Annotated in this window: 26 protein-coding genes, 2 tRNA genes and 1 riboswitch; of the genes, 17 read left to right on the top strand and 11 right to left on the bottom strand. The window is 73.1% G+C overall.

Translation table 11 applies throughout. From position 1 onward, the window contains the following. Positions 1 to 86 precede the first annotated feature (86 nt). From SRB5_RS20590 to SRB5_RS20580, 3 genes are all read left to right on the top strand, one after another. The gene (locus SRB5_RS20590; RefSeq protein WP_153454117.1) at positions 87 to 2,291 is read left to right on the top strand and encodes a transglycosylase domain-containing protein; all 2,205 of its coding nucleotides are present in this window, start codon (positions 87 to 89) and stop codon (positions 2,289 to 2,291) included. Positions 2,292 to 2,297: 6 nt separating this feature from the next. Further along, positions 2,298 to 2,368: riboswitch (guanidine-III (ykkC-III) riboswitch) on the top strand. A 28-nt stretch (positions 2,369 to 2,396) separates the two neighbouring features. Beyond that, positions 2,397 to 2,717: a DMT family transporter gene (locus SRB5_RS20585; protein WP_153454115.1), complete on the top strand. Its 321-nt coding sequence runs from the start codon at positions 2,397 to 2,399 to the stop codon at positions 2,715 to 2,717. Between the two features lie 134 nt (positions 2,718 to 2,851). After that, positions 2,852 to 3,208 carry an STAS domain-containing protein gene (locus SRB5_RS20580; protein WP_153454113.1) on the top strand — a complete coding sequence of 119 codons (357 nt, stop codon included), beginning with the start codon at positions 2,852 to 2,854 and terminating at the stop codon, positions 3,206 to 3,208. On the opposite strand, the gene SRB5_RS20575 is transcribed toward SRB5_RS20580, so the two are convergent. Together SRB5_RS20575 and SRB5_RS20570 are read right to left on the bottom strand one after the other, a co-directional pair. After that, positions 3,192 to 3,839, bottom strand: coding sequence for a class F sortase (locus SRB5_RS20575; RefSeq protein WP_323378202.1), 648 nt, complete (start codon positions 3,837 to 3,839; stop codon positions 3,192 to 3,194). The two genes, SRB5_RS20580 and SRB5_RS20575, sit on opposite strands and share 17 nt — an antisense overlap. Then, positions 3,826 to 4,413: a hypothetical protein gene (locus SRB5_RS20570; protein ID WP_153454110.1), complete on the bottom strand. Its 588-nt coding sequence runs from the start codon at positions 4,411 to 4,413 to the stop codon at positions 3,826 to 3,828. Before SRB5_RS20570 ends, SRB5_RS20575 begins: the two co-directional genes overlap by 14 nt. Before the next feature lie 212 nt (positions 4,414 to 4,625). Here SRB5_RS20570 and SRB5_RS20565 point away from each other — a divergent pair, with 212 nt between their 5' ends. Beyond that, positions 4,626 to 5,405, top strand: a complete 780-nt coding sequence (locus tag SRB5_RS20565) for an HAD-IIA family hydrolase (protein WP_153454108.1) — start codon at positions 4,626 to 4,628, stop codon at positions 5,403 to 5,405. 63 nt (positions 5,406 to 5,468) lie between these two features. On the opposite strand, the gene SRB5_RS20560 is transcribed toward SRB5_RS20565, so the two are convergent. Continuing rightward, positions 5,469 to 6,386, bottom strand: coding sequence for a hypothetical protein (locus tag SRB5_RS20560; RefSeq protein WP_153454106.1), 918 nt, complete (start codon positions 6,384 to 6,386; stop codon positions 5,469 to 5,471). Between the two features lie 296 nt (positions 6,387 to 6,682). Between SRB5_RS20560 and SRB5_RS20555 the strand changes: the two genes are divergently transcribed. Both SRB5_RS20555 and SRB5_RS20550 read left to right on the top strand, forming a co-directional pair. Further along, a complete protein-coding gene (locus SRB5_RS20555) occupies positions 6,683 to 7,768 on the top strand; it encodes a Gfo/Idh/MocA family oxidoreductase (RefSeq protein WP_153454104.1) in 1,086 nt (361 codons plus the stop codon). Next, positions 7,765 to 8,238 carry a heme-degrading domain-containing protein gene (locus SRB5_RS20550; protein ID WP_323378201.1) on the top strand — a complete coding sequence of 158 codons (474 nt, stop codon included), beginning with the start codon at positions 7,765 to 7,767 and terminating at the stop codon, positions 8,236 to 8,238. The genes SRB5_RS20555 and SRB5_RS20550 overlap by 4 nt, the downstream gene beginning before the upstream one ends. Here SRB5_RS20550 and SRB5_RS20545 read toward each other — a convergent pair. Continuing rightward, complete coding sequence (locus SRB5_RS20545) at positions 8,228 to 8,830, bottom strand: nucleoside/nucleotide kinase family protein (protein WP_228390247.1); 603 nt, start codon at positions 8,828 to 8,830, stop codon at positions 8,228 to 8,230. The two genes, SRB5_RS20550 and SRB5_RS20545, sit on opposite strands and share 11 nt — an antisense overlap. An 80-nt stretch (positions 8,831 to 8,910) precedes the next feature. Here SRB5_RS20545 and SRB5_RS20540 point away from each other — a divergent pair, with 80 nt between their 5' ends. Further along, positions 8,911 to 9,285, top strand: coding sequence for a VOC family protein (locus SRB5_RS20540; RefSeq protein ID WP_323378200.1), 375 nt, complete (start codon positions 8,911 to 8,913; stop codon positions 9,283 to 9,285). A gap of 10 nt (positions 9,286 to 9,295) precedes the next feature. On the opposite strand, the gene SRB5_RS20535 is transcribed toward SRB5_RS20540, so the two are convergent. Both SRB5_RS20535 and SRB5_RS20530 read right to left on the bottom strand, forming a co-directional pair. After that, complete coding sequence (locus tag SRB5_RS20535; protein ID WP_407703950.1) at positions 9,296 to 9,928, bottom strand: response regulator; 633 nt, start codon at positions 9,926 to 9,928, stop codon at positions 9,296 to 9,298. Next, entirely contained in the window at positions 9,928 to 11,139 is a 1,212-nt protein-coding gene (locus SRB5_RS20530; RefSeq protein WP_153454098.1) for a sensor histidine kinase, read from the bottom strand. The genes SRB5_RS20535 and SRB5_RS20530 overlap by 1 nt, the downstream gene beginning before the upstream one ends. Before the next feature lie 186 nt (positions 11,140 to 11,325). Here SRB5_RS20530 and SRB5_RS20525 point away from each other — a divergent pair, with 186 nt between their 5' ends. After that, positions 11,326 to 13,242 (top strand): FtsX-like permease family protein, encoded by a 1,917-nt coding sequence (locus SRB5_RS20525; RefSeq protein WP_153454096.1) that lies wholly within the window; start codon positions 11,326 to 11,328, stop codon positions 13,240 to 13,242. On the opposite strand, the gene SRB5_RS20520 is transcribed toward SRB5_RS20525, so the two are convergent. Beyond that, a complete protein-coding gene (locus SRB5_RS20520; RefSeq protein WP_153454095.1) occupies positions 13,212 to 13,985 on the bottom strand; it encodes a maleate cis-trans isomerase family protein in 774 nt (257 codons plus the stop codon). The two genes, SRB5_RS20525 and SRB5_RS20520, sit on opposite strands and share 31 nt — an antisense overlap. A gap of 263 nt (positions 13,986 to 14,248) precedes the next feature. Here SRB5_RS20520 and SRB5_RS20515 point away from each other — a divergent pair, with 263 nt between their 5' ends. Next, a complete protein-coding gene (locus tag SRB5_RS20515; RefSeq protein WP_153454094.1) occupies positions 14,249 to 15,652 on the top strand; it encodes an amidase in 1,404 nt (467 codons plus the stop codon). On the opposite strand, the gene SRB5_RS20510 is transcribed toward SRB5_RS20515, so the two are convergent. After that, positions 15,633 to 16,133, bottom strand: coding sequence for a DUF3830 family protein (locus SRB5_RS20510; RefSeq protein ID WP_153454092.1), 501 nt, complete (start codon positions 16,131 to 16,133; stop codon positions 15,633 to 15,635). The genes SRB5_RS20515 and SRB5_RS20510 overlap by 20 nt on opposite strands. A gap of 173 nt (positions 16,134 to 16,306) precedes the next feature. Between SRB5_RS20510 and ehuB the strand changes: the two genes are divergently transcribed. The 7 genes from ehuB (at position 16,307) to SRB5_RS20475 (ending at position 21,987) form a co-directional block, all read left to right on the top strand. Further along, positions 16,307 to 17,215 (top strand): ectoine/hydroxyectoine ABC transporter substrate-binding protein EhuB, encoded by a 909-nt coding sequence (gene ehuB / locus SRB5_RS20505; protein WP_153454090.1) that lies wholly within the window; start codon positions 16,307 to 16,309, stop codon positions 17,213 to 17,215. An 18-nt stretch (positions 17,216 to 17,233) separates the two neighbouring features. Next, complete coding sequence (gene ehuC, locus SRB5_RS20500) at positions 17,234 to 17,962, top strand: ectoine/hydroxyectoine ABC transporter permease subunit EhuC (protein ID WP_153454088.1); 729 nt, start codon at positions 17,234 to 17,236, stop codon at positions 17,960 to 17,962. Continuing rightward, the gene (ehuD, locus tag SRB5_RS20495) at positions 17,959 to 18,603 is read left to right on the top strand and encodes an ectoine/hydroxyectoine ABC transporter permease subunit EhuD (RefSeq protein ID WP_153454086.1); all 645 of its coding nucleotides are present in this window, start codon (positions 17,959 to 17,961) and stop codon (positions 18,601 to 18,603) included. Before ehuC ends, ehuD begins: the two co-directional genes overlap by 4 nt. After that, on the top strand, positions 18,593 to 19,420 hold the full coding sequence (ehuA, locus tag SRB5_RS20490; protein WP_153454084.1) for an ectoine/hydroxyectoine ABC transporter ATP-binding protein EhuA: 828 nt from the start codon (positions 18,593 to 18,595) through the stop codon (positions 19,418 to 19,420). The genes ehuD and ehuA overlap by 11 nt, the downstream gene beginning before the upstream one ends. A gap of 199 nt (positions 19,421 to 19,619) precedes the next feature. Continuing rightward, positions 19,620 to 20,378 (top strand): IclR family transcriptional regulator, encoded by a 759-nt coding sequence (locus tag SRB5_RS20485; protein WP_323378198.1) that lies wholly within the window; start codon positions 19,620 to 19,622, stop codon positions 20,376 to 20,378. A gap of 59 nt (positions 20,379 to 20,437) precedes the next feature. Beyond that, a tRNA-Lys gene (locus tag SRB5_RS20480) sits at positions 20,438 to 20,511 on the top strand. 408 nt (positions 20,512 to 20,919) lie between these two features. Further along, positions 20,920 to 21,987: an LLM class flavin-dependent oxidoreductase gene (locus SRB5_RS20475; RefSeq protein WP_153454082.1), complete on the top strand. Its 1,068-nt coding sequence runs from the start codon at positions 20,920 to 20,922 to the stop codon at positions 21,985 to 21,987. Between the two features lie 56 nt (positions 21,988 to 22,043). On the opposite strand, the gene SRB5_RS20470 is transcribed toward SRB5_RS20475, so the two are convergent. The 3 genes from SRB5_RS20470 to bcp all read right to left on the bottom strand — a co-directional run bounded on the left by SRB5_RS20470 (position 22,044) and on the right by bcp (position 24,206). Next, a tRNA-Leu gene (locus SRB5_RS20470) sits at positions 22,044 to 22,119 on the bottom strand. A 36-nt stretch (positions 22,120 to 22,155) separates the two neighbouring features. Further along, positions 22,156 to 22,980, bottom strand: coding sequence for an HNH endonuclease signature motif containing protein (locus SRB5_RS20465; protein ID WP_153454080.1), 825 nt, complete (start codon positions 22,978 to 22,980; stop codon positions 22,156 to 22,158). 752 nt (positions 22,981 to 23,732) lie between these two features. Next, positions 23,733 to 24,206 (bottom strand): thioredoxin-dependent thiol peroxidase, encoded by a 474-nt coding sequence (gene bcp / locus SRB5_RS20455; RefSeq protein ID WP_153454076.1) that lies wholly within the window; start codon positions 24,204 to 24,206, stop codon positions 23,733 to 23,735. Between the two features lie 114 nt (positions 24,207 to 24,320). Between bcp and SRB5_RS20450 the strand changes: the two genes are divergently transcribed. Continuing rightward, on the top strand, positions 24,321 to 24,683 hold the full coding sequence (locus tag SRB5_RS20450; protein WP_407703948.1) for a DUF3618 domain-containing protein: 363 nt from the start codon (positions 24,321 to 24,323) through the stop codon (positions 24,681 to 24,683). Positions 24,684 to 24,692: the final 9 nt, after the last annotated feature.

Genomic DNA, 24,692 nt, shown 5'->3' with positions numbered 1-24,692 from the left:
GTTCGAACTCCCCGCGCGCCGTACCCGTAAAACCATGCCCCCGGTGGCAAAGTGGCACATATCAGACTTATCGGATGTGATGCCCCATGACTCAGACCGAGCCGCCCCTGGTGACCGAAGAGCCCCCGCGGACCGAACCCGGGGGTGACGGCGCGCAGCCGCCGCAAAAGCGCCGGAAGTGGACCGCCTGGCTCCCCGGCTGGCGCGCCCTCGCCGGGAGCGCGCTGATCGCGCTGGCCGCCGGCTGCGGGGCGTTCGCCGTCGGCTACATGTCGGTCGACATGCCCGAGCCCAACCAGGCCGCCGTGGCGCAGAGCAACCTCTTCCTCTACGCCGACGGCACCCCCATGGCCCGCGACGGCGAGGTCGACCGGGAGAGCGTGGGCATCGAACGCATCCCCGAGGGCGTACGACTGGCCGTACTCGCCGCCGAGGACCGCGACTTCTACACCGACTCCGCCGTCAACCCCCTGGCCATGCTGCGCGCCGGCTGGAACACCGCGACGGGCAAGGGCACCCAGTCGGGCTCGACCATCACCCAGCAGTACGTGAAGAACTACTACCTCGACCAGGGGCAGACGATCTCCCGGAAGCTCAAGGAGTTCTTCATCGCCATCAAGCTGGACCGCGAGGTCACCAAGGACGACATCCTCGAGGGCTACCTCAACACCAGCTACTTCGGCCGCAACGCCTACGGCGTCCAGGCCGCGGCCAAGGCGTACTTCGACAAGGACGCCACCGAGCTGAACCTCTCCGAGGGCGCCTACCTCGCCGCGCTGCTGAACGCCCCGCACAGCCTCGACGTCACCCTGAACCCGCAGAACCGAGACGCCGCGGTCGCCCGCTGGAACTACGTCCTGGACGGCATGCGGAAGAAGCGCTGGCTGACGAAGGACCAGCGCGCCGCCCTGCGCTTCCCCCAGCCGCAGCAGGCCAAGCCCCGCCAGTCGCTGTCCGGTCAGCGCGGCTATCTCGTCGAGGCGGTCAAGCACTACCTCACCGAGAACCGCATCATCGACGAGAAGACCCTGGCGGCGGGCGGCTTCCGTATCACCACCACCATCGAGCCGGACAAGCAGAAGGCGTTCGTCCAGGCCGTGGACGACCGCCTCGAGTCCCGGCTCAGCGACGACAACCCGACCGACGCGTTCGTCCGGGCCGGGGGAGCGTCGATCGACGTGCGGACGGGGCACGTCGTCGCCCTGTACGGCGGACGCGACTACACCAAGCAGTTCGTCAACAACGCCACCCGGCGCGACTACCAGGTCGGCTCCACGTTCAAGCCGTTCGTCTTCGCCGCCGCCGTCCAGTACGACGCCCGCACCCGCGGCGGTACGGAGATCACCCCGCGCACCATGTACGACGGCGCCAGCAAACGCCAGGTCACCGACAAGAAGGGCCGCAAGGTCGGCTACGCGCCGGAGAACCAGGACGACGAGAACTACGGCCGCCTCAGCGTCGCCGACGCCACCGACAAGTCCGTGAACGCCGTGTACGCGCAGATGGCCCAGGACGTCGGCCCCCGCCGCGTCCGCGACACTGCCGTCCGCCTCGGGCTGTCCCCCGACACCCCGGAGATGGCCCCCCATCCGGCGATCGCGCTCGGCGCGGCGACGGCCAGCGTGCTCGACATGACGCAGGCGTACGCCACCCTCGCCAACCACGGCAAGCAGCCGGCGTTCAGCCTGGTCGAGAAGATGACCAAGAACGGTCAGACGTACCAGCTCCCGCCCGGCGGCGGCCGCCGCGCCGTCAGCCGGGTCGCCGCCGACGCCACCACGGCGATCCTGGAGAGCGTCGTGGAGAAGGGCTCCGGCGAGGTCGCCCAGGAGTCCGGCCGCCCCTCGGCCGGCAAGACCGGCACCGGCGAGCACAACCGCTCCGCCTGGTTCGCCGGCTACACCCCGGAACTCGCCACCGTGGTCGCCCTGATGGGGCAGGACTCCAACACCGGCGTGCAGAAGTCGCTGCACGGGGCGCTGGGCGAGGACCGGATGTCCGGCGGCGAGGTGCCGGCGGAGATCTGGGCGGATTACACGGCGGCGGCCCTCGCGGACACCGACTGGGAGGACTTCGACCTGCGCGCCGGCGCCAAGGGCCGCCTCCCGGCCCCGCCGCCCCCGCCGATGCCGTTCGTCCCGGCCCCCATGCCCGTGCCGGCGGCCCCGCTCCCGGTCCCGCCCCGCCCCGCGCCCCGCCCGGCGCCCCGGCCGGTCGCCCCGCCGCGCCCCGTGGAGCCGCCGCGCCCGGCGGCCCCGGCGCCCGTGCCGCCGCCGTCCGCCCAGCGGTAGGCCCGGGCGCGTCTCGGTTACGGTGGGGGGAAGCCCGACGAGACGCGCCGTACCGGGTCAGGACAAGACGACGCACCCCGTTCAGTGATTCACGGAGGTGCCGTCATGGCCTGGATACTGCTCGCCGTCGCCGGTCTGCTCGAGGTCGGCTGGGCGGTCGGGATGACGTACACGGACGGCTTCACCCGGCTGTGGCCCAGCGTCCTGACCCTCGCGGGCATCGCGGCGAGCATGCTGCTGCTGGCGCAGGCGGCGAAGACGCTGCCGATAGGCACCGCGTACGGCGTCTGGGTCGGCATCGGCGCGGCCGGCGCGGCGGTACTGGGGATGACGGTCCTGGGGGAGCCGGCGAACGCGGGGCGGATCTTCTTCATAGCGTTGCTTCTGGTGTCCGTGGTGGGGCTGAAGGCCACCTCCAGCCACTAGCGCACCGTTCGTGCAACCGTCAAGCACTTCCCCCGAACCGCCCCCCTGCGGTTCATGGCATCCCTAGGCTCGCCCCGTCGGCCCGGACCCGCCGGCCTGTGACTCCGCCGTCCATCGAGTACGGGGACCAGATCATGACCACACCGGGGGCGCTGCCCACCTTGCACACCGAGGCCCTCGGGCGCCGGACCCTCGTCGTCCTGTGCGGCGAGCTCGACGCGTACGCCCGGGGGCTGCTGGAACCCGAGCTCGACGTCGTGCTGGGAGCCGCGAATCCGCCCGACCTGGTCATCGACCTGAGCGACGTCCCCTTCGCCGACTGCGGCGGCCTCGCCCTGCTGATACGGGCCCGCAACCGCGCCCTGCGCCGGGGCGGCAGCGTCACCCTGGCGTGCGTCGCCCCGGCGGTGCTGCGGGTGCTGCGGCTGACCCGGACGGACGAGGGTTTCGACGTCTCCCCCGAGCGGCCCGGGGTCAGCGCTTCCCGGTGAGATAGCCGGAGACCACCAGATTCGCCGTGTAGTTCTTCTTGTCCGGCTCGTACCGCCCGCCGCAGGTGATCAGCCGTACCTCGGCCCGCCCCTTCACATGCGCCCCGTACACCCGCTCCGCGTCGAAGCGCCGCTTGTCCATCGTCTCCACCCGGTCCACGGTGAACTCCGCCGTCCGCCCGTCCTCGCGGGTCACCCGCACCCGCTCGCCCGGCCGCACGTCCGCCAGCCGGTAGAACACCGCCGGCGCCGTCGCCGTGTCCAGGTGCCCCACGAACAGCGCCACCCCCGTCGCCCCCGGCCGCGCCCCGCCCCGGTACCAGCCGACCTCCCCCGGGCTGGTGAACGGCGGCGCGTCCACCGCGCCCGTGTCGTCCAGCCCCCGCTCGATCACCGGGGCCTCCACCCCGGCCCCCGGGACGGTCAGCGTCACCGGATCCGACCCCTTCAGCGGCTTCAGCGCCCGCGGTCCCGGCCCCTGCAGCAGCTGCACCGACGCGCCCGCCGCGTCCGCCGGGGCCGGGGCGGCGCCGTGCGTCCGCCCGTACACCCACAGGGCGGCCAGCAGCACGGCCCAGACCAGCACCTTCGCCGTACGGGGGCTGAGCCCCGCGGACCTACCTTCGGCCACGGCGCCGCAGCCGGTGGCCGGCGAAGCCGAGGAGGGTGGCGAGCCCGGCCGCCAGGGCCAGGTCGTCGGCGTAGCCGGCGGCGGAGGGCCGCTCGTCCGCCAGGGTCGTGGTGTCCGCGTTCTTGTCCGCCGCGGTGCCGCCCCCGCCCGCGTGCACCGGGCGCCAGGGCTGCGGGCTCCACGGATCGGGGCGCCAGGGGTCGGGCTGGGGCTTGGGTCCGGGATGGTGGGCGACGACGGAGAACGAACCGGTCGCCTGACCGCCGTCCTCGCAGCGCACCCGTACCTCGTACTGCCTGCTCTGCGCGTCGTTGCGGATCTGCGCCTCGCCCCACAGCGCGCGGTTGTCCTGGGCCTTGGCCAGCCGCGCCTCGGCGACGAAGGCCTCCGACCTGGCTATCGCCCAGGTGCCCTGGCACTTGGACGTACGGATCTCCACCTTCGACCCGGGACGGGCCTGGGACGGGGAGACGATGACGTCGCCCGCCGCGAAGGCGTTGCCGCCGCACGAGGAGCAGGCGGCCACGACTATCGCCGCGGATACGGTGAGCAGGGGGACTCGGGCCCGGCGCATGCGACCTCCGAAGGAATCTCGTGCCTTCAGCCTGGACACCCCGTACGGCTTCGCATCCCGCCGTGGGCCAGCGTTGCTCCGAACGGGGTGCGGACCACCCGGACGGCCCTCCCCGGATGCGGTGTCCGGCTCCCGAGACGTGCTGGGTGTGCGGGGCGCGGAGTGAATAGCATGGTCATCCGATGTCCTCGTAGCGCAGGAGCCTCGCACTCATGACCGAACGCAAGCCGATCGACTCGTGGCTGACCGACATGGACGGGGTGCTGATGCACGAGGGCGTGCCGGTCCCCGGCGCGGACGCGTTCATCAAGAAGCTCCGCGACTCGGGCAAGCCGTTCCTCGTGCTGACGAACAACTCGATGTACACCGCCCGCGATCTGCACGCCCGGCTCAACCGGATCGGGCTCGACGTGCCGGTGGCGAACATCTGGACGTCCGCGCTGGCCACGGCGAAGTTCCTGGACAGCCAGCACCCCGGCGGCACCGCGTACGTCATCGGCGAGGCCGGGCTGACCACCGCGCTGCACGACGCGGGCTGTGTGATGACCGACCAGGACCCCGACTTCGTGATCCTCGGCGAGACCCGCACGTACTCCTTCGAGGCGCTGACCAAGGCGATCCGGCTGATCGACGCCGGCGCCCGGTTCATCGCCACCAACCCCGACAACACCGGCCCCTCGCCGCAGGGCGCGCTCCCGGCGACGGGCTCGGTGGCGGCGCTGATCACCAAGGCGACGGGCAAGGAGCCGTACTTCGTGGGCAAGCCCAACCCGCTGATGATGCGTACGGGGCTGAACGTCATCGGCGCCCACTCCGAGACGTCCGCCATGATCGGGGACCGGATGGACACCGACGTGCTCGCCGGCCTGGAGGCCGGGATGCAGACGTTCCTCGTGCTCACGGGGCTGACGAAGGCCGGGGACGTGGACCGCTTCCCGTTCCGGCCGACGCGGACGGTGGACTCGATCGCGGATCTCGTCGATCTGGTCTGACCCGCGCTTCCACGGGGGAGGGCGGGCGGTGCCCGCGCCCGGGGGGACAGGCGCGGACACCGCCTACCGGTGGTGGGACCGGCTGGCCGGCGTCCTGTCCAGACGCCGGGATCCCACCAGGAAAGCACCGCCGCCGAGGAGGAAGGCGCCGGCGGTGCAGCCGATCCCGGCCATGGGGCCCGAGCCGGAGTTCGCCAGGGACCACGGGAAGCCGTCGCGGTCCGGTCGGTACGAGGGGTCGGCCGCCGACGGGGTTCGCGGGGCGCCGGTGGACGTGTCCGGGGCGTGGATGCGCGGGCCGTCGTGCGAGGGCGGGGTCTTCCCGCCCGCCGCGGGTGTGCGCCGGTCGCCCGGCTCGCGGGTCGCGTCCGCGCCCGGGGGCAGGGGCGCGCCGCGTTCGCCGGTCCCGCCGCCGCCCGGTCCGGTGCGCGGTCCGGTGCCCGGTTCGGTGACCGCGAAGGCGTACGCCCGGGACTGCCCCGCCCACACCCCGTCGCCCGCCTGGCGCCGCATCGCGGACACCGTCGCGGTGACCGCGCCCGCCGGGGCGTCCCCGGTGAACGCCAGCCGTACCCGTACCGTCACCTCGCGCCCCGCGCGCACCGTGAAGCCGCGGCCGGCGAACACCCCGACGTTCTCCGCCCGGTCCGTCTCCCGGAAGCGCACCGCGCGCCAGCGCCCCGCTGCCTCGTCGCGGAACGCCAGCCGGATGTGCGCCGGGGTGAGCGCGGCGCCGTCGTCGACGAGCACCGCGACGGGGTGGACGGCCCGGCAGGTGGTCCGGGTGGTGTTGCGCAGCGTCAGCGTCCAGCCCCCGGGCGCACCGCCCGCCTCGTACGCCTGCGGCCCCCCGGACAGCTCGGCCTCGAGGGGGAAGTCCCGCCCGCCGCAGCCCGGTTCGGCGCCGGCGGCCACCGCGCCGGGCACGAGGGCCACGGCGCCGGCGGCGACGGCGGCTGCGAGAGCCAGGCGCGGGCGCATGGTCGGACCGTGCCACGGCCGGCCGACCGGACGGGGGCGACACGGCCCCGGGACGCCCGGGGGGAGCAGCGAATCCGCTCGTTCGGCCCAATTCCGCCGGGGACAACCCCCGGACCCCCGGCCGGACGGGGCGGCCGCCGCGCCGGCCCGCACGCTGCGTTGCCCCCGGGGGCACCCCTCCCGGGCCCTGGCCGATCGAGGCGGTCGGCGCTGTGCTGCCCGGGGAGAACACCCCCCGTACCCCCACGGGCAAGCCGCCCGGAGCGCCCCCCGCCCCCCAATGATTAAGTGGACGTATGAACGGCACCCCCACCCCCGCGCCCCTGCGCGTAGGCATCGTCGGTTACGGGCTCGCCGGGTCCGTCTTCCACGCACCCCTCGTTGCGGCGACCGACGGTCTCGCCCTCGACACCGTCGTCACCGGCAACCCCGAGCGCGCCGCGCAGGCCCGTGAGCGGTACGCGGGGATCAACGTCGCCGCGAGCGCCGAGGAGCTGCTGGGGCGGGCCGGGGAGCTGGATCTCGTGGTCGTGGCCTCGCCCAACAAGACCCACGTGCCGCTCGCCCGCGCCGCCCTCGAGGCCGGGCTGCCGGTCGTCGTCGACAAGCCGGTCGCCGGCACGGCCGCCGAGGCCGAGGAGCTCGACAAGCTCGCCGCCGGGCGCGGCCTGATGCTCTCCGTCTTCCAGAACCGCCGCTGGGACAACGACTTCCTGACCCTCCGCAAGCTCATCGCCGACGGCGCCCTCGGCGACGTCCAGCGCTTTGAGTCCCGCTTCGAACGCTGGCGCCCCCAGCCCAAGGGCGGCTGGCGCGAGTCGGGGGACCCCGCCGAGATCGGCGGACTGCTGTACGACCTGGGCAGCCACCTCGTCGACCAGGCCCTCACCCTCTTCGGCCCCGCCACCCACGTCTACGCGGAGTCCGACGTCCGCCGCCCCGGCGCGCAGACCGACGACGACACGTTCCTCGCCCTCACCCACGCCGGCGGCGTCCGCTCCCACCTCTGGGCGAGCGCCACCACCGCCCAGCTCGGCCCCCGGTTCCGCGTCCTCGGCAGCCGCGCCGGCTACGTCAAGTACGGCCTCGACCCCCAGGAGGCCGCCCTGCGCGAGGGCCAGGTCCCCGGCGACGGCTGGGGCACCGAGCCCGAGTCCTTCCGGGGACGGCTCGGCGCCGGGGAGTCGCCGCTGACCGGCGGCGGCGACCCCGTACCGACGCTGCCCGGCGACTATCCGGCGTACTACGCGGCCGTCGAACGCGCGCTGCGTACCGGCGGAGTGCCGCCCGTCACCGCCGGGGAGGCCGCCGCCGCGCTGCGGGTGCTGGAGGCCGCGCGGGTGTCCGCCGCCGAGGGGCGCACGGTGGAGGTGGGGGCGTGAGCGAGGACCTGAACGCGCTCATCGCCGAGCTGTGGGAGCAGGAGCAGCGGCTCCGCTTCACCCGGTTCGACAACGACGACGCCTGGGCGCTGGGCTCGCTGCTCGCGGAGCTGGCCCTCACCCGCGAAGCGGCCGTGACCGTCGACATCCACCGCGGCGCGCAGCAGCTGTTCCACCGGGCGCTGCCCGGGACCTCCGCGGACAACGACGCCTGGCTGGCCCGCAAACGCCGCGTCGTCGAACGGTACGCGGCGAGCTCGTACCTCGTCGGCACCCGCTTCCGGGCCAAGGGCACCACGTTCGAGGCGTCCGCCCGTCTGGACGCGGACCTGTACGCCGCGCACGGCGGGGCGTTCCCCGTGTACGTACGGGACGTGGGCTGCGTCGGCGTGGTCGGCGTCTCGGGCCTGCCGCAGGCAGCGGACCACGCGCTGGTGGTCGAGGGCCTGGAGCGCTTCCTCAGCAGCTGACCACCCGGTCGCAGCGCCCCCGGGACGCGGTGACGAGGTCCGCGTTCGGGGCGTCGTTCGCGTCGATCCACGCGCGCGACGCCTCCGCCGTACGGCCGAAACCGACGTGCCGCTCCATCAGCCGCCGGTCCCGTACGGCGGGGTCGGCCGCCACGTACCAGACCTCCGCCATCAGCTCCCGCGCCTCCCGCCAGCCGGGGGCGTCGAGCGCCAGATAGTTCCCCTCGGTGACGATCAGCCGGGCGGCCGGGGCGACCAGATGGCGGGCGGCGACCGGCTCGTCCAGCGCCCGGTCGAAGTCCGGCACGTAGATCTCCTCCGCCGGCCGCTCCACGATCCGCCGCAGCAGCGCCGCGTACCCCAACGCGTCGAAGCTCGGCTCGGAGCCCTTGCGCCCCCGCAGCCCCAGCCGGTCCAGCTGGGCGTTCGACAGATGGAACCCGTCCAGCGGCACATACGCGGCCCGCTCCCCGAGCCGCGCGACCAGCCGCCGCGCCAGCGTCGACTTCCCCGCCCCCGGCGGCCCCGCCAGCCCGAGGACGACGCGCCGGCGGTCGCCGACGAGCTTCCCGGCGTCGTCCGTCAGTGTCATGTCCCGCACCCTACGGAATAACCCTGATGCCATGCTGCGACCGGAGTGAGACGCTGGGTGACCGACGTCAGGAGGGAACCGTGGAGAAGGTGCAGGGCATCGGCGGGGTGTTCTTCCGGTCCGCCGACCCCGAGAAGCTGGCCCGGTGGTATCAGGACCATCTGGGCGTGGACGCCATCGCCGAGGGCGATGTGTGGCGGACGGGGGCCGGGCCGACGGTCTTCGCGCCGTTCGCCGACGACACCTCGTACTTCGGTGGCGACGAGCAGCAGTGGATGATCAACTTCCGGGTGCGGGATCTGGACGCGATGCTCGCGCAGCTGCGGGGCGCGGGCGTGGCGGTCGACGACGAGGTCCAGGCGCAGGACGGCATCGGGCGCTTCGGCTGGGCGGAGGATCCGGAGGGGAACCGCTTCGAGCTGTGGGAGCCGGCGCCGGAGGCGCTGACCAGCTGACTCACGCCGCTCACGCGCTGAGGAACGCCAGCACCGCCAGCACCCTGCGGTGGGTGTCCTCGGCGGGCGGGAGGTCCAGCTTGGCCAGGATGTTCCCGACGTGCTTGCCCACCGCGGCCTCCGTGACGACCAGTTCGCGCGCGATCGCCGCGTTCGACCGTCCGGTGGCGATCAGCCCCAGCACCTCCCGCTCGCGCGGGGTCAGCCGCTCCAGGGGATCCCGCTGCCGCCGCAGCAGCTGCCGTACGACCTCCGGATCGATCACCGTCCCGCCGGCCGCCACCTCCTCCACCGCCCGCGCGAACTCCTCGACCTGCCCGATCCGGTCCTTCAGCAGATACCCGACCCCCGAGCCGTCCCCGGAGTCCAGCAGCTCGGCGGCGTAGGCGCGCTGCACGTACTGGCTGAGCACCAGCACCGGCAGCCCCGGCCGCGCCGCCCGCAGCGCGAGGGCCGCGCGCAGGCCGTCGTCGCCGTCGCCGGGCGGCATCCGTACGTCCGTCACCACGATGTCCGGGCCGTGCTCGGCGACCGCCCCCGGCAGCGCGTCCGCGTCACCGACGGCGGCCACCGTCCGGTGGCCGAAGCGGTCCAGCAGGGCGGTCAGGCCCTCGCGCAGCAGGACGCTGTCCTCGGCGAGCACTACACGCAGGGACGGCACGGTATCTCCGCTCGCAGCTCGGTGGGCCCGCCGGGCGGGCTGGTCAGCGTCAGTGTGCCGGACAGCACGGCGAGCCGGTCGGCCAGCCCCGTCAGCCCGCTGCCGCCCGCGGGGTCGGCGCCGCCGCGGCCGTCGTCGCGGACGGCGAGGGTGAGCAGGCCGGTCCGGTACGTGCCCTCGATCCGGATCCCGTCGGCGCCGCTGTGCTTCGCGGCGTTCGCCAGGGCCTCGCGGATCACGAAGTACGCGGCGGCCTCGACCGGTTCGGGGAAGCGGGGGAGGTCCGCGACGTCCGTGGTGACGGGGACGGGGGAGCGGTCGGCGGCGTCGGGGACGGCCGCGGGGAGGCCGTAGTCGGTGAGGACGCGGGGGTGGATGTTCTGGATGAGGTCGCGGAGGTCGGCGAGGACGTGCCGCGTCTCGTCGTGGGCGGCGGTCAGCCGGTCGTGCAGGGGGGTGCCGGGTTCCGTGTCGAGGCGGGCGAGGCCCAGGGTCATGGAGAGGGCGACGAGGCGCTGTTGGGCGCCGTCGTGCAGGTCGCGTTCGATCCGGCGGCGCTCGGCCTCGAAGGCGTCGACGAGGCGGGCGCGGGACCGGGTGAGCTCCCGGACGGCGGTGGTGCCCCGGCTCGCGGCGCGCGTCAGCCGGGCGCGGGCGGCGGCGAGGGCGCGCAGCGGGCGGGCGGCGAGGAGCAGCACCGCGAGCCCGGCGGCGGCGCAGGCGAAGGCGGCGGGCTGACCGGTGACGGTCAGCAGCTTGACGGCCTTGACCTCGGCCCCGTCCAGGGCCAGGAGGACGGGGGTGGCGATCAGCGCGCCGGGGATGACGACCAGCACGGTCAGCGCCACGGCCTCCAGGGGCCACAGGACGAGGGCGCCGAGGACGGCGTACGCGAGCTCCCGCCAGGTCGCGGGCTCGGTGAACCGGTGCCGGGCCCAGGGAAGCAGCCCCGGCCGGGTGGGCGGGGTATGCGGGCCGGACGGGACGGGGGCGCCGAGGACGCGGAGGCGGTGGCGCTCCGCGGCGGTGGCGGGGATGCCGGTGAGGGCGGCGAGGGCGAGGAGGGGGAGGCCGACGAGGAGAGGGGAGAGGGCGACGCCGGTGGCGGTGAGCAGGAGGAGGGCGGTGAGGGTGAGGGGGCCGAGGAGGAGGCCGGTGGTCAGGTAGGCGGCGGCCCGGAGGGTCGGCTTCATACGGGCACGCCTTGCGATGTCCGGTACCGGCACCTCGGCCGGGGGGCCGGGGGTTGTCCCCCGGGAGAGTGCGGCATGGGGGCAACGGTAGATCGCGGGGGAGCCGGGGGCGGTAGTGCCTGCCCTACCTTTCGCCGGGGGTTTGGTGGGCGTGTTCCGGGGGCGGTGTGCGGCTGGGATTGAGGCATGACATCACTGCGTACGGCCCTGACCCGACCGCGTACCGGACGGCCTCCGGCCGGTGGCTTGGGGGCCTTCCCCCGACTGGCCAAACTCGTCCTCCGCTCCGTAGCCGCCCGCTGGGCCACCCTGACCGGCAGCTTCCTCGCCCTCACGATCGGCACCGCCCTCATCGCCGTCATGGGCCGCGCCCTCGCCGGCACGGGCCCGCTGCCCGCGAGCGAGGAACTGACCACCGCCGTCGCCCTCCTCGGCACCGCGGCCGGTGTCACCGGGTTCGTGTCGGTGTTCGTCGTCGCCTCGACCTTCTCGTACGCCGTCGCCCAGCGCCGCCGCGAGCTCGGCCTCCTGCGCCTCGCCGGCGCGAGCCGGGCCTTCGTCCGGCGCCTGGTCCTGGGCGAAGCCCTCATCCTCGGCACCCTGGCGTCCGCCACCGGCTGCGCCCTCGCCGCCCCCGCCGCCCCGCGCCTCACCGCCTGGCTCGCCGACGAGCGGCTGGCACCCCCCGGGCTGGCCGTCACCGGCGCCGTCTGGCCGTACCACCTGGCGTTCTGGACCGGCCTCGGCGTCACCCTCGCCGGCGTCACCGCGGCGGCCCGCCGCGCCGGGCGGACCGCGCCGGCGGAGGCGCTGAAGGAGGCCGCCGTCGACGACCGGGCGATGACCCCCGGACGGTGGCTCGCCGGGGGCGGGCTGCTGGTCACGGCGCTGGCCCTGACGGCGTGGCGGCTCGCCACCGACCCGGGGGAGCTGCTGCACCGCAAGACGTACACCGTCCAGCCCATGCTCCTGGTCACCGCCGTGGCCCTGCTCGCGCCGGTGTGTGCCGTGCCGCTGTGCCGCCTCGCGGGGCGGGCGCTGCCCGGGTGGACGGGGCGGGTGGCGCGGGGCGGGGCCGTGGCGGCGGTGCGGCGGACGGGGGCGGTGGCGGCGCCGGTGCTGATGACCGTGGCCCTCGCGGGGTCGCTGCTGGGGACGGTGGGCACCGTGAACGCCGCGAAGGCGGCGGAGGCGGCGGCGCGGACGCGGGCGCAGTACGTGGTCACCGGGGACGTCGGCGGGGTGCGGCCCCCGGCGGGGGCGCGGACGCTGGCGAGCGCGCCGACGCGGGTGGAGGCGCGGGAGGACAGTGACCGCTGGATCGGCTGGGAGGGGCGGGCGGTGAACCCGTACGACCTCGCCGCCCTGACCCGCCTCCCCGTCACCGCCGGCCGGATCACGGACCTCGACGACGACGGCATCATCGTCACCGAGGAATGGCTGACCCACCGCGTCGGCGCCACGGTCCCCGTCCGCCTCGCCGACGGCTCCCGCCGCACCCTGCGCATCGCCGCCGTCCTGGCCACCGGCACCGGCGAAACCGGCGCCTACGTCACCCCCGCCAACGCCCCCGGGGCCACCCCCGACCGCCTCGAGGTCCGCGGCACCACCGCCCACGCCCTGCGCGAGGCGGCCCCGCACGCCGAGATCCGCACCGCCGCGCGCTGGCTCGCCGACACCCGCCCCGGCACCGGCCGCGCCACCCGCGCCGGGTTCGCCCTCATCCTGGGCATCGCCCTGCTCTACGGCGTCCTGGTCCTCGCCAACACCCTGTGGATGTCCACCGCCGACCGCGCCCACGACCTCAGGGCCCTCCGGCTGGCGGGCGCGACGAAAACGCAGACGCTGACGACCGTCGCGGCGGAAACCCTCCTGGTCGTGACGGTCGGCGGCCTCCTGGGCGCGGCGGTCGCGGCCCTGACCCTGGCCCCGCTCACGGTGGCCCTGGCCGCCCTCTCCGCCCCGGTCACCCTCAGCGTGCCCTGGACGACGCTGGGCCTGCTGCTCGCCGCATGCGCTCTGGCGGCCCTCCCGGCGGCGCTGGTCCCGGCGTGGTGGCGGCTGCGGAAGCGTCAGACCGGCTCCGACGCCCCGCCCCACTGAGCCCGCGCCGCGGGGTCGAGCAGGGCCTGGTACCGGCCCACCGCCCCCGCGCCGATGCGGCGCAGCGCCGACCACATCGTGACCTGGTTCGCCGTCACCACCGGCAGCCGCAGCTCGGCCTCCAGCTGGGGGATGACGTCGTACGTCGGGAGGTTCGTACAGCTGATGTACAGCGCGTCCGGCCGCATCGCCCCCACGGCCTGCCGGGCCATCTCCATCACCTCCCGGTACGACACCCGCCAGATCAGCCGCGTCAGCCCCAGATACGCCCGCCCGGTGACCGTGATCCCGCCCTCCGCCAGAAACGCGGCGAGGGCGTCCGTCACCGACCGGGTGTACGGCGTGACCACGGCGACCCGCCGCACCCGCAGCGTCTCCAGGGCCTCCAGCATCGCCCCGGACGTCGTCACCGCCGGCACTCCCGCCGCCCCGGCGACCGCGCCCGCCACCGCCCGCTGCCCGGCGAGCCCGTCGACGAAGCTGCCGGAGGCGCAGGCGTACGCGATGACCTCCGGCTCCACGGCGACCAGCGCCCGGGACGCCTCCCGCAGTGTCTGGTGCTCGCTGACGAGGCGGGCCAGGTCGAGGCTGACCTCGGCGGGTACGTACGGCGTGCGCGTCAGATGCAGCGACACGTCGTCGGGCGTCCAGCGCCACAGCTCGCGGTCGAGCGCGAAGTCAAAAGGGGCGACCACTCCGACGCCCCGCTGGGGCTGCGGGCCCCCGAGGAAAGTGACATCCATCGGCGCTCACATTCGTACGTACGACACCGCAGATATGCCTGTCAGACGAAGGTAGGGAATAGGGCCTGACGCGGTCAATCCGCATAACTCGGCCGGTTTTCCCGGGTTCGTGGCACTCAGTGCAGCAGATTCCCGTTGCCGTGGCATTTCCGCCGGATAAACGGACTGTCGCACCCCGCAAGAGTGCCCGAAGGGCCCCGTGCGCCGCCCGGGATATCGGGTAGGTCTGGATACGACGGGTCGAACGTCCTGGAGGGGTGACGATGCCACAGCTTGCGGGACTTACCGCGGTCCGCCTGCTCGACGGCTACGCGGCGGGGGACTTCAGCCCCGTCGACGTCGTGGAGGCCGTGCTCGGGCGGGCCGCCGAGGCGCAGGAGCGGACCAACGCGTTCGTGTACATCGACGCCGAGGGCGCGCGCGCCGAGGCCGTGCGCTCCGCGCGCCGGTGGGCCGCCGGGGAGCCGGCGGGGCCGCTGGACGGGGTGCCCGCGACGGTGAAGGACATCCTGCTGCAGCGGGGGCGCCCCACGTACCGGGGGTCGTGGACGGTGGAGGACACCGGCGTCTGGGACGAGGACGCGCCGGCGGTGGCGCGGATGCGGGCGGCGGGCGCGGTGTTCGTGGGGAAGACGACGACGCCGGAGTTCGGCTGGAAGGGGGTCACCGACAGCCGCCGCTTCGGTACGACCCTCAACCCGCACGACCCCCGGCGCACGGCGGGCGGCTCCAGCGGCGGTTCGGCGGCGGCGGTGGCGCTGGGTGCGGGCCCGCTGAGCCTGGGCACGGACGGGGGCGGGTCGATCCGCATCCCGGCGTCGTTCTGCGGGGTGTTCGGGCTGAAGCCCACGTACGGCAGGGTGCCGATCTACCCCCCGAGCGCCTTCGGGACGCTGTCCCACACCGGCCCGATGACCCTGGACGCGGCGGACGCGGCGCTGCTGCTCGACGTGATCGCGGCGCCGGACGCACGGGACTGGTCGGCGCTGGGGCCGGTGGCCGGGAGCTTCCGCGAGGGGCTGGACGGCGGGGTGAAGGGGCTGCGGGTGGCGTACAGCGCCTCCTTCGGCGGGCAGGTCGCCGTGGACCCGGCGGTCGCGGCGGTCGTCCGGGCGACGGCGGAGCGGCTGGCGGGGCTGGGGGCGCTGGTGGAGGAGGCCGATCCGCCGTTCGCCGATCCGGTGGAGGCGTTCCACACGCTGTGGTTCGCGGGCGCCGCCCGGGTCGTGCAGCCGCTGGAGGCGGGGCGGCGGGAGCTGCTGGACCCGGGGCTGCGGGAGATCGTCGCGGCGGGGGAGGAATACGGGGCGCTGGACTACCTGGCCGCCGTGGACGTGCGGATGGCGCTGGGGGCGGCGATGGGGCGGTTCCACGAGACGTACGACCTGCTGCTGACGCCCACCATGCCGCTCACCGCGTTCCGGGCGGGCGCCGAGGTGCCGCCGGGGCGCGGCTTCACCCGCTGGACGGGGTGGACGCCGTTCACGTACCCCTTCAACCTCACCCAGCAGCCCGCCGCCAGCGTCCCCTGCGGCACCGACGGGCAGGGGCTGCCCGTCGGCGTCCAGCTCGTGGCGGCGCGGCACCACGACGCGCTGGTGCTGCGCGCCGCCCACGCGCTGTACGAGGCGGGGGCGGCGCCGCGGCTCACGCCCGCCGGAACCTGAGGGACTCGCCCAGCGCCCCCGCCCGCCACAGGTCCTGGCAGGCGTCGGCCATCACGTCCAGACCCTCGACGACGGTGCCCCAGACGATGCCCGGGACCCAGCCCTGGTCGCCGTTGATCAGCAGGTTGTTCCGCTCGTAGAACAGCGCGAGGTCCACCACCCGCCGGCGCCCCTGATGGGCGGCGTCCTCCCCGTACCCGTACGAGGCGGTGCCGAGCTGGGTGTCGGAGAAGGTGAAATAGCACAGGTCACCCGGGATGGGCGTCACCGTCGGGTTCTCCAGCGGCGGCTCCTCGGGGGCGAACGCCGGAAGCAGGGTGTAGATCTCGTTTCGCGCGTACTTCGCGTGGTACACGTCACCCCCGAGGGGCAGGGCGTCCCACACCGCGTCACACGTACGGGGTGCGCGTTCGGTGAGCAGCCGGGCCGTACAGCCCACCGCGCGCTTGGCCAGCGTCACTTCCACATACCGATCCGTCATCCCCCGAGCCTCCCCGGGGAATCGGCGGGTATGCCCCCTTCGCCCCTCGGCGATCAGTCACGCCCGGATAACGGCAAGATGTACGTTCCATAACCACCGCGGGTCGGGGCGCATATTTCCCCGGTCGGGGGCAGGCGCGTCCACGTCCGCTCACCCTGGAGGTTGGAACCCGCATGGCTCACTACCCGAACCTGTCCCGCCGTGGCTTCCTTACCCGGACGGCCGCCGTGGGAGGGCTCCTCGCGGTCCCCGGAGTCCTCACGGCCTGCAGCAAGAAGGACGACGGCGGCGACGCCGAGGGCGAGGGCGGCCTGCTCGCGAAGCTGAAGAAGCAGGGCTACGTCCGGGTCGCGTACGCCAACGAGGCACCGTACGGCTACAAGGAGGGCGACACCCTCAAGGGCGAGGCCCCCACCCTGCACGCCGAGATCTTCAAGGCCCTCGGCGTCCCCGAGCTGCGCCCCACCTTCTCCGAGTGGGACGGCCTCATCCCCGGTATCCAGGCCGGGAAGTACGACGTGATCAGCGCCGGCATGGCCATCACGCCCGAGCGCTGCCAGGCCGTCATCTTCTCCGAGCCCGAGTTCATCTCCCCGACCGCCATCATGGTCAAGAAGGGCAACCCGAAGAAGATCACCGACCTCGCCTCCGCCAAGGCCGCCGGCATCACCATCGGCGTGATGAGCGGCGCCGTCGAGAAGAGCTACGCCGAGGGCGCCGGCATCGACGGCGGAAAGATCAAGACGCTGCAGAAGCCGCAGGACGGCGCCGACGCCGTCAAGGCCGGCCGCGTCGACGGCTTCCTCCTCACCGGCATCTCCCTGCGCTGGCTCGCCAAGACCAACCCCGACGTCGAGGTCACCGAGCCCTTCCTGCCCGAACTCGACGGCGTCAAGCAGTACAGCCCCGGCGGCGCCGTCTTCCAGAAGGGCAACGAGGCCCTGCGCGACGCCTTCAACACCGAACTCAAGAAGATCACTTCCGACCCGGCGCGCTTCACCCAGCTCCTCGGCGAGTACGGCTTCGCCGAGACCGAGGTCCCCCCGGCCGACCTCAAGACCGCCGACCTCTGCAAGGGCTGACGGGGCACCACCGACGCCATGGGCGATTTCCTCACCGCTTTCCTCGACAACATGCCGGACGTCCGCTCCGGTCTGTGGACGACCCTCCAGGCCACGCTCTACGGCGCGGCCCTGGCCTTCGTCCTGTCCTTCCTCCTGGGCCTGATGTCGGGCTCCCGGCTGCTGCCCGTACGCGGCGTCTCCCGGGTGTTCGTCGAGTTCTTCCGCGGCACCTCGCTGTACGTCCAGCTGTTCTGGCTGTACTACGTACTGCCCACCATCAACACCGACTACGAGATCGAACCGCTGCTCTGCGGCGTCCTGGCCTTCGGCATGAACTACGGCGCCTACGGCTCCGAAGTCGTCCGCGGCGCCCTGGGCGCCGTACCGAAGGCCCAGCGGGAAGCGGCCATCGCCCTCAACATGACGCCCTTCCAGCGCCTGCGGCGGGTCGTCCTGCCGCAGGCGTGGCCGCAGATGATCCCGCCCTTCGCCAACCTCCTCATCCAGCTGCTCAAATGCACCCCGCTGCTGTGGCTGATCAGCGTGCAGGACCTCATGACGGTGATGGAACAGCTGCGTGACCGCACCGGCGAGACCGTCCCCGCCTACCTCACCCTGCTGGTGATCTTCTTCGTGCTCGCGTACGCCCTGACCATGCTGATGAACATGCTGGAGGCCGCCGCCAAGGCCCGCCTCGGCCAGCACACCTCGGCCCGCGGCCTGCTGCGCAGCCGCAGCGGACAGATCGCGGGGGTCGACCGATGACCTTCGACTGGAGCTGGGAACGCGCCCAGGAAGTCCTCCCCCTGCTGCTCGAGGGCTTCAAGATCACACTGCTGGCCACGGTGTTCGGCATCGCCCTCGCCGCCGCCCTCGGCCTCGCCGTCGCGGTGGCCGGCCGCGCCCCCAGCCGGCTGGTCCGCGCCCCCGTACGGGCCGTCACCGAATTCGTCCGGTCCACCCCGCTCGTCGTCCAGCTCGTCTTCGCCGTCGCGCTCTTCCCCGGCACCGACCCGCTGTACGTCGGCACCGCCGTCCTCGGCATCCACTACGCCGGCTACACCTCCGAGGTCTACCGGGCCGGCATCGACGCCGTACCCCGCGGCCAGTGGGAGGCCTGCACCGCGCTGTCGATGTCCGGCCGGCGCACCTGGCAGGCCGTGATCCTGCCCCAGGCGATACGCAACGTCCTGCCCGCACTGGGCAACTACGCGATCTCCATGTTCAAGGAGACCCCGTTCCTCGCCATCATCACGGTCTCCGAAATGGTCCGCCAGGCCCGCGAGTACGGCGCCGAACACTTCTACTACACCGAGGCGTTCACCCTGGCCGGCCTCATCTTCCTGGCTGCCAGCTACCCGACCTCACTGCTCGTGCGAAGCCTGGAGAAGCGCCTTGGCCACTGATCAGCCCGTCAAGAAGACCGGTCCCGAGGACGCACCCGGCGGTACCTCCGGATCCGCCCTCGTCCACTTCGACCAGGTCGTCAAACGCTACGGCGACCACACCGTCCTGGACCACCTCGACTTCGAGGTACAGCGGGGGAAGCACGTCACCCTCATCGGACCCAGCGGCTCCGGCAAAACCACCATCCTGCGCCTCCTCATGACCCTGGAGAAGGTCAGCGGCGGCGTCATCTGGGTCGACGGCGAACCCCTCACCCACCGGCGCACCCCCGGCGGCAAGCTCAAGTCCGCCGACGAGAAACACCTCCGGCAGGTCCGCAAGAAGATCGGCATGGTGTTCCAGCAGTTCAACCTCTTCCCCAACATGAAGGTGCTGCAGAACATCATCGAGGCCCCCGTCAACGTCCTCGGCATGGACAAGGACGAGGCCGCCGAACGCGCCCGCGGACTCCTCGAACTCGTCGGCCTCTCCGACAAGATCGACGCCCACCCCACCCAGCTTTCCGGCGGCCAGCAGCAGCGCGTCGCCATCGCCCGCGCCCTCGCCATGCGGCCCGAGATCCTGCTCCTCGACGAGGTCACCTCCGCCCTCGACCCCGAACTCGTCGCCGGCGTCCTCGACCTGCTCCGCGACATCGCCCGGTCGACCGACATCACCATGCTCTGCGTCACCCACGAGATGGGCTTCGCCCGCGACATCTCCGACACCGTGATGATGTTCAACGAGGGCCGCGTCATCGAGAGCGGCACCCCCGAAAAGATCTTCACCGCACCGGAACACGAACGCACCCGGGACTTCCTCGGAGCGATCCTCTGACCACCCGCACCCCGTGCCCCCGCCGCACACCCCGGGCACGGGGTGCCGCCTATGTCGCCGACGACCACCCGCCGCACCCACCCGCGCCGCTATCGTGGAAACGACCGCACTGCGGGCGACGACGAACCCCGACCCGTGATCGTCACCCACAGCGACGAAAGCGCCTCGAACAGTCACAAACCGTCGGCAGGGGGGCACCGTGGCGGTAAGACCCGAACCCACCGCACCGTTCCACGCGGTGCAGCACGCCTTCCGCGTACTCGAATCCGTCTCCCGGCACACCGACGGCGTCCGCGCCGAGGAGCTCGCCCGCGACACCGGACTCCCCCTCGGCCACCTCGCGCACATGATGCTCATGCTCCGCCGCGAGGGATACGTCGAGCAGATCGCCGACGGCGCGTACGTCATCGGCGAAGCCCTCGTCCTCCTCACCTCCGGCGCCGACCGCACCCGCGCCCTCGACCACAAACTCACCCGCGCCCTCGACACCCTGCGCACCGACACCGGCGCCGCGATCTACCTCAGCCGGTACGAGGAGGGCGAGATCAAGGTCACCCACGTCGCCGACGGACCCGACAGCCCCCGCGTCAACGAATGGGTCGACTTCCGCTCCGCCGCCCACGCCACCGCCATCGGCAAATGCCTCCTCCTCCAGCTCGACGCCGACGGCCGCCGCGACCACCTCTCCCGCCACCGCATCGCCCGCCTCACCTCCCGCACCGTCACCAACGAGCACGCCTTCCTCGCCGGCCTCGACCGCCACCCCGTCACAGTGCCCACGCTGGACCTCCAGGAGTACGCGCTGGGCACCGTCTGCTCCGCGGTCCCCCTCACGGCGGGCACCGCCGTCGGGACCCTCGCACTGTCCCTCCCCGTCGAACACGCACACCGGCTCCGGGCTGCCACCGACGCGCTGAACAGGAACGCGGCGCCGCTGCTGCTGTCCATGGCGATCTAGGTCACAGCCTCCGTTGGTCATCAGCACCCTCCCCGGCCCTGTAGAGTTATCCACGTCAGGCGCCGCTAGCTCAGTTGGTTAGAGCAGCTGACTCTTAATCAGCGGGTCCGGGGTTCGAGTCCCTGGCGGCGCACGTCGGCCGGAGGCCGTCCTGTCTGCAGAAAGCGCAGACCGGGCGGCCTCCGTCGTTTTTTCGCGGCTTCGCCGCGGGTGGGGGCTGCCGCCACCCACACCCCCGCCGGGTGACGGGGCGGGCCGGGGTCCGGCTGGGACCTGTGCCACCCCCACCGCCGCCGGGTGACGGGGCGGGCCAGGGGCCGCCCCCAGCCCGTCCGGCGTTACCCCGCTGGGGGCGAGGTGGGCCGGGGGCCGCCCTCCAGCCCGTCCGGCGTTTGAGGACTTCGGCGAAGCCGAAGCGCGCCGCAGGCGCCGGCGGAAGGCGCAGCCGGAGGTGCCACGGGTCACCCTGTGGCCGGGAACAAGGCCTGAGGCGGGGAGGTTGAAGCCCTGCGTAGGAGTACGCCGCGACCCCGGAGCCCGCATGCCCGACGCCGAATCCATCCCGCTGTCCGTGCTGGACCTCGCCACCGTCGGAAGCGGCTCCACGGCCGCCGCCGCGCTGCGGACCTCCGTCCGCCTCGCGCGGACCGCGGAAGAGCTCGGTTACCGGCGGTACTGGGTCGCCGAACACCACTCCATGCCCGGCGTCGCCTCCTCCTCCCCGGCCGTCATCCTCGCCCACCTCGCCGCCCACACCGACCGCATCCGGCTCGGCTCCGGCGGCGTCATGCTGCCCAACCACGCACCCCTGGTCATCGCCGAACAGTTCGGCACCCTCGAGGCCCTCGCCCCCGGCCGCGTCGACCTCGGCCTCGGCCGCGCCCCCGGCACCGACGGCGCCACCGCCGCCGCGCTGCGCCGCACCGTGACCTCCCACGGCGGCGCCGACGACTTCCCCGACCAGCTCTCCGAGCTCACCCGGTTCCTCGACGACTCCTTCCCCGACGGCCACCCCTACGCCCGGATCCACGCCGTCCCCGGCCCCGTCCAGGGCAAGGCCCCCGGCGGCGTCCAGTCCCCGGCCCGCCCCGCGATCTGGCTGCTGGGCTCCTCCGGCTTCAGCGCCCGCCTGGCCGGCACCCTGGGCCTCCCGTTCGCGTTCGCCCACCACTTCTCCGCCGCGAACACGGTCCCCGCGCTGGACCTCTACCGCACCTCGTTCCGCCCCTCGGACGTCCTCACCGAGCCGTACGCCCTGATCGGCGTCTCCGCCCTGGCCACGGAAGACCCCAAGGAGGCCTACCGCCAGGCCCGCGCCCAGTCCCTCTCGATGCTCCGCCTCCGCACCGGCCGCCCCGGCCTGGTCCCGACCCCGGAGGAGGCGGAGGCGTACCCATACAGCCCCCTGGAGTCGGAATTCGCCGACGAATGGCTGTCAAACGTCATCCACGGCACCCCCGACGAGGTCACGACAGGCCTGCGCGCCCTGGCGTCACGCACGGGCGCCCAGGAGCTGATGCTCACGGCCCCGGCCCACAGCGGGGACGTTCGGGTGCGGTCGTACGAGCTCGTCGCTGAGGCGTGGGGGCTCACGGCGCCCGTCAGGTGATGTGTCCCTGCCTCCGGCAGCACGAAGGGGCCCTCGATGAGGGCCCCTTCGCCCGGTGAGCCCGGTGGGACTCGAACCCACGACACGCCGGATCTAAACCGGCGCCCTCTTGGCCAGCTGGGGTACGGGCTCCTGCTGCTACCCTAGCGCCTTCCGCGGCCAGGATGACTATGGGCCTGTCCGGCAGTACGTCGCGGTCTGACTGTGGCAGTTGGGACACAGGTACCGGAGATTGGTCGGCCGATCGTCGAGACGATCACCATTACGGTGATCGATCTCGAGCACGATCCGGCGCCCCCGCCAGGTGTCGCCCTGCCCGCACTCCGCGCAGACCGCAGGCACCCCGCACTCGTGCAGCGCGCGGCGAAGGAGGCGCGCCGGGGTGCGGAGGGAACCGGGGGGCCGACGGCAGAGGATCTGCTCGGCCGTTTTGCGGTTCGACGACGGACGGCCCTTTTGATGAGCCTGACCCGTGAAGTGGGAGGTGGACAGGCCCAGCGACTGGATCCGGTTGCTGATGCGCCGCCGCGTCGACGTGTTGACGGGCTGCCCCAGCGCACGCAGCACCCCGGCCATGCTCTGCGCCTCTGCCACCGCCGATGCCAGCTCCTGCGCGTCGCCCGTCGGGCTTCCCCGTCGGCCTTCGGCGGTCCAATGCGAGGTGTCGATGCCGAAGTGGGACAGCCTCTTGCGCAGGTAGAAGTACGGTTCCCCAACGGGCACGCCCAGGCGCTCGAGGAATTCGGTGAAGTCGGCGCTCTCCCCGGCGGCAGCCTCCAAGGTCTCGCGTGCGTATGCCCGGCGGGGGCGGGGCGGCAGCGGCTCCGCCTGGAAGTGGGGTGTCGCAATGCCGTAGTGACCGAGCCGATCGCCCAGGTAGCGCCGCTGACGACTGGTCAGAGGTAATTCCAGTCGGCGCATCATGTCCACGAGGCTGGAGGATTCCGCCGCCGTCGCGGCCAGGATGTCGGGCGCGGGCAGCCTGACGCACATCAGCGCGCCTCCTTGCCGCGGTTCTTCCGCCCTCGGTAGGTGTCGGTCGCGGCGTGACAGTTGGGGCACAGGAAACGCAGGTTGGCCGGCCGGTTGTCCCACCATGACCCGTTGATGTGGTCCACCTCAAGGCGAAGGGGCTTTCCGTTCCACTCCGGCGCTGTGCCGCACTCGGCGCAATTCTCCGGTATACCCCGGCCGAGCATGGCCCGGCGAAGCCGGACTCCGGAAACGCGACCCTGGTCCGGCGAACCGAGGCACAGCACGTCACCCCGACGGACCGTTCCCGGCCGGGAGCTGCGGAAGTGACTCGTGTCGAGCCCCAGCGCCGCGATTCGGCGCCCGATGTGCGCCTGATTTCCGCCGACCGGGCTGATTCCCAGCTCACGGACGACTTCTGAGACGCTCGTACAGCGGCTCGTCAGCTCACGCAGGCGCTCGTCGCTGTGGCGAACCCATCGCGTGGCGAAGTGGGATGTGTCGACCCCCTGCTCGCGAAGCAACCGCCGTACGTAACTGCGCGATCCGGGCGTGGGCGTTCGGCCGAACCACCGGATCACGTCGTCACAGGACGCGGACGATCGGGCGGCTTCCGCCAGACGTTGTGGCTCGTAGGTACGCGGTGACATCCCGGCCCCCTTCGACGGGTTCGTGTTCTCATACGGAGAAACGATCCGATCATCAGAAGGTCACGCAGGGTGAGAGAAAGACCCGCCGCAAGGGCGGGCCCGTCACTCACCGGAATCGCGGCGTCAGGACTCGATCTTGAGGTCCTTCAGGAGCTTCGCCACATGCCCCGTCGCCCGGACGTTGTACCAGGCGTGCTCGACCTTGCCCTTCTCGTCGACGACGATCGTCGAGCGGATGACCCCCGTCACCGTTTTGCCGTACATCTTCTTCTCGCCGAAAGCCCCGTACTCCTCCAGCACCGCCTTCGACGGATCCCCGACCAGCGTGACCTTCAGGGACTCCTTCTCGCGGAACTTCGCCAGCTTCTCCGGCTTGTCGGGGGACACGCCGATGACGTCGTAGCCCGCGGCGGCGAGGACGTCGAGGTTGTCGGTGAAGTCGCAGGCCTGCTTGGTGCAGCCGGGGGTGAGGGCCGCGGGGTAGAAGTAGACGATCGTCTTGCGGCCGGCGTGGTCGGCGAGGGAGACCTCGTTGCCGTCGGCGTCGGGGAGGGTGAACGCGGGGGCGGTGTCTCCGGGCTTCAGGCGCTCGCTCATGGTGCCGGGGCTCCTCTTCGAGGGTCGTCGGATGCGGGGTCGGTATCGCAGGCGAGCCTAGCGGCTGACAGACTGTGCACATCGGACAAGCCCGGCGGCGGTACGCGGCCGACGGTGTACGAGAGCGGAGGCAGCGCGGTGGCGGAAGGCAGCAGGTCCCCTGCGCAGATCGAGGCGGAGATCGTCCGCCGCAGGCAGCAGCTGTCGGCAACGCTCGACGAGCTCGCGACACGCGTTCACCCCCAGACGATCATGAGTGATGTACGGGCCCGTACGGTCGGCGCCGTCGACCAGGCCGCGGGCCGCGCGTTCGTCACCGCCAACCGGGCGGTGTCGGGCGTCAAGTCCCAGCTGGTCGGCCCCGACGGGGCACCGCGGCTGGAGCGCATCCTGCCCGTGGCCCTGACGGCGATCGCGGTGGTGGGCCTGCTGACGCTGGGCACCCGCCGCCCGCGCCGGGGCCGCCGGCGGCGCTGAGCACCGGTC

This window comes from Streptomyces smaragdinus (genome assembly GCF_009604385.1).
Classification (GTDB): Bacteria; Actinomycetota; Actinomycetes; order Streptomycetales; family Streptomycetaceae; genus Streptomyces; species Streptomyces smaragdinus.
This window is presented reverse-complemented; position numbering and strand designations above follow the sequence as displayed.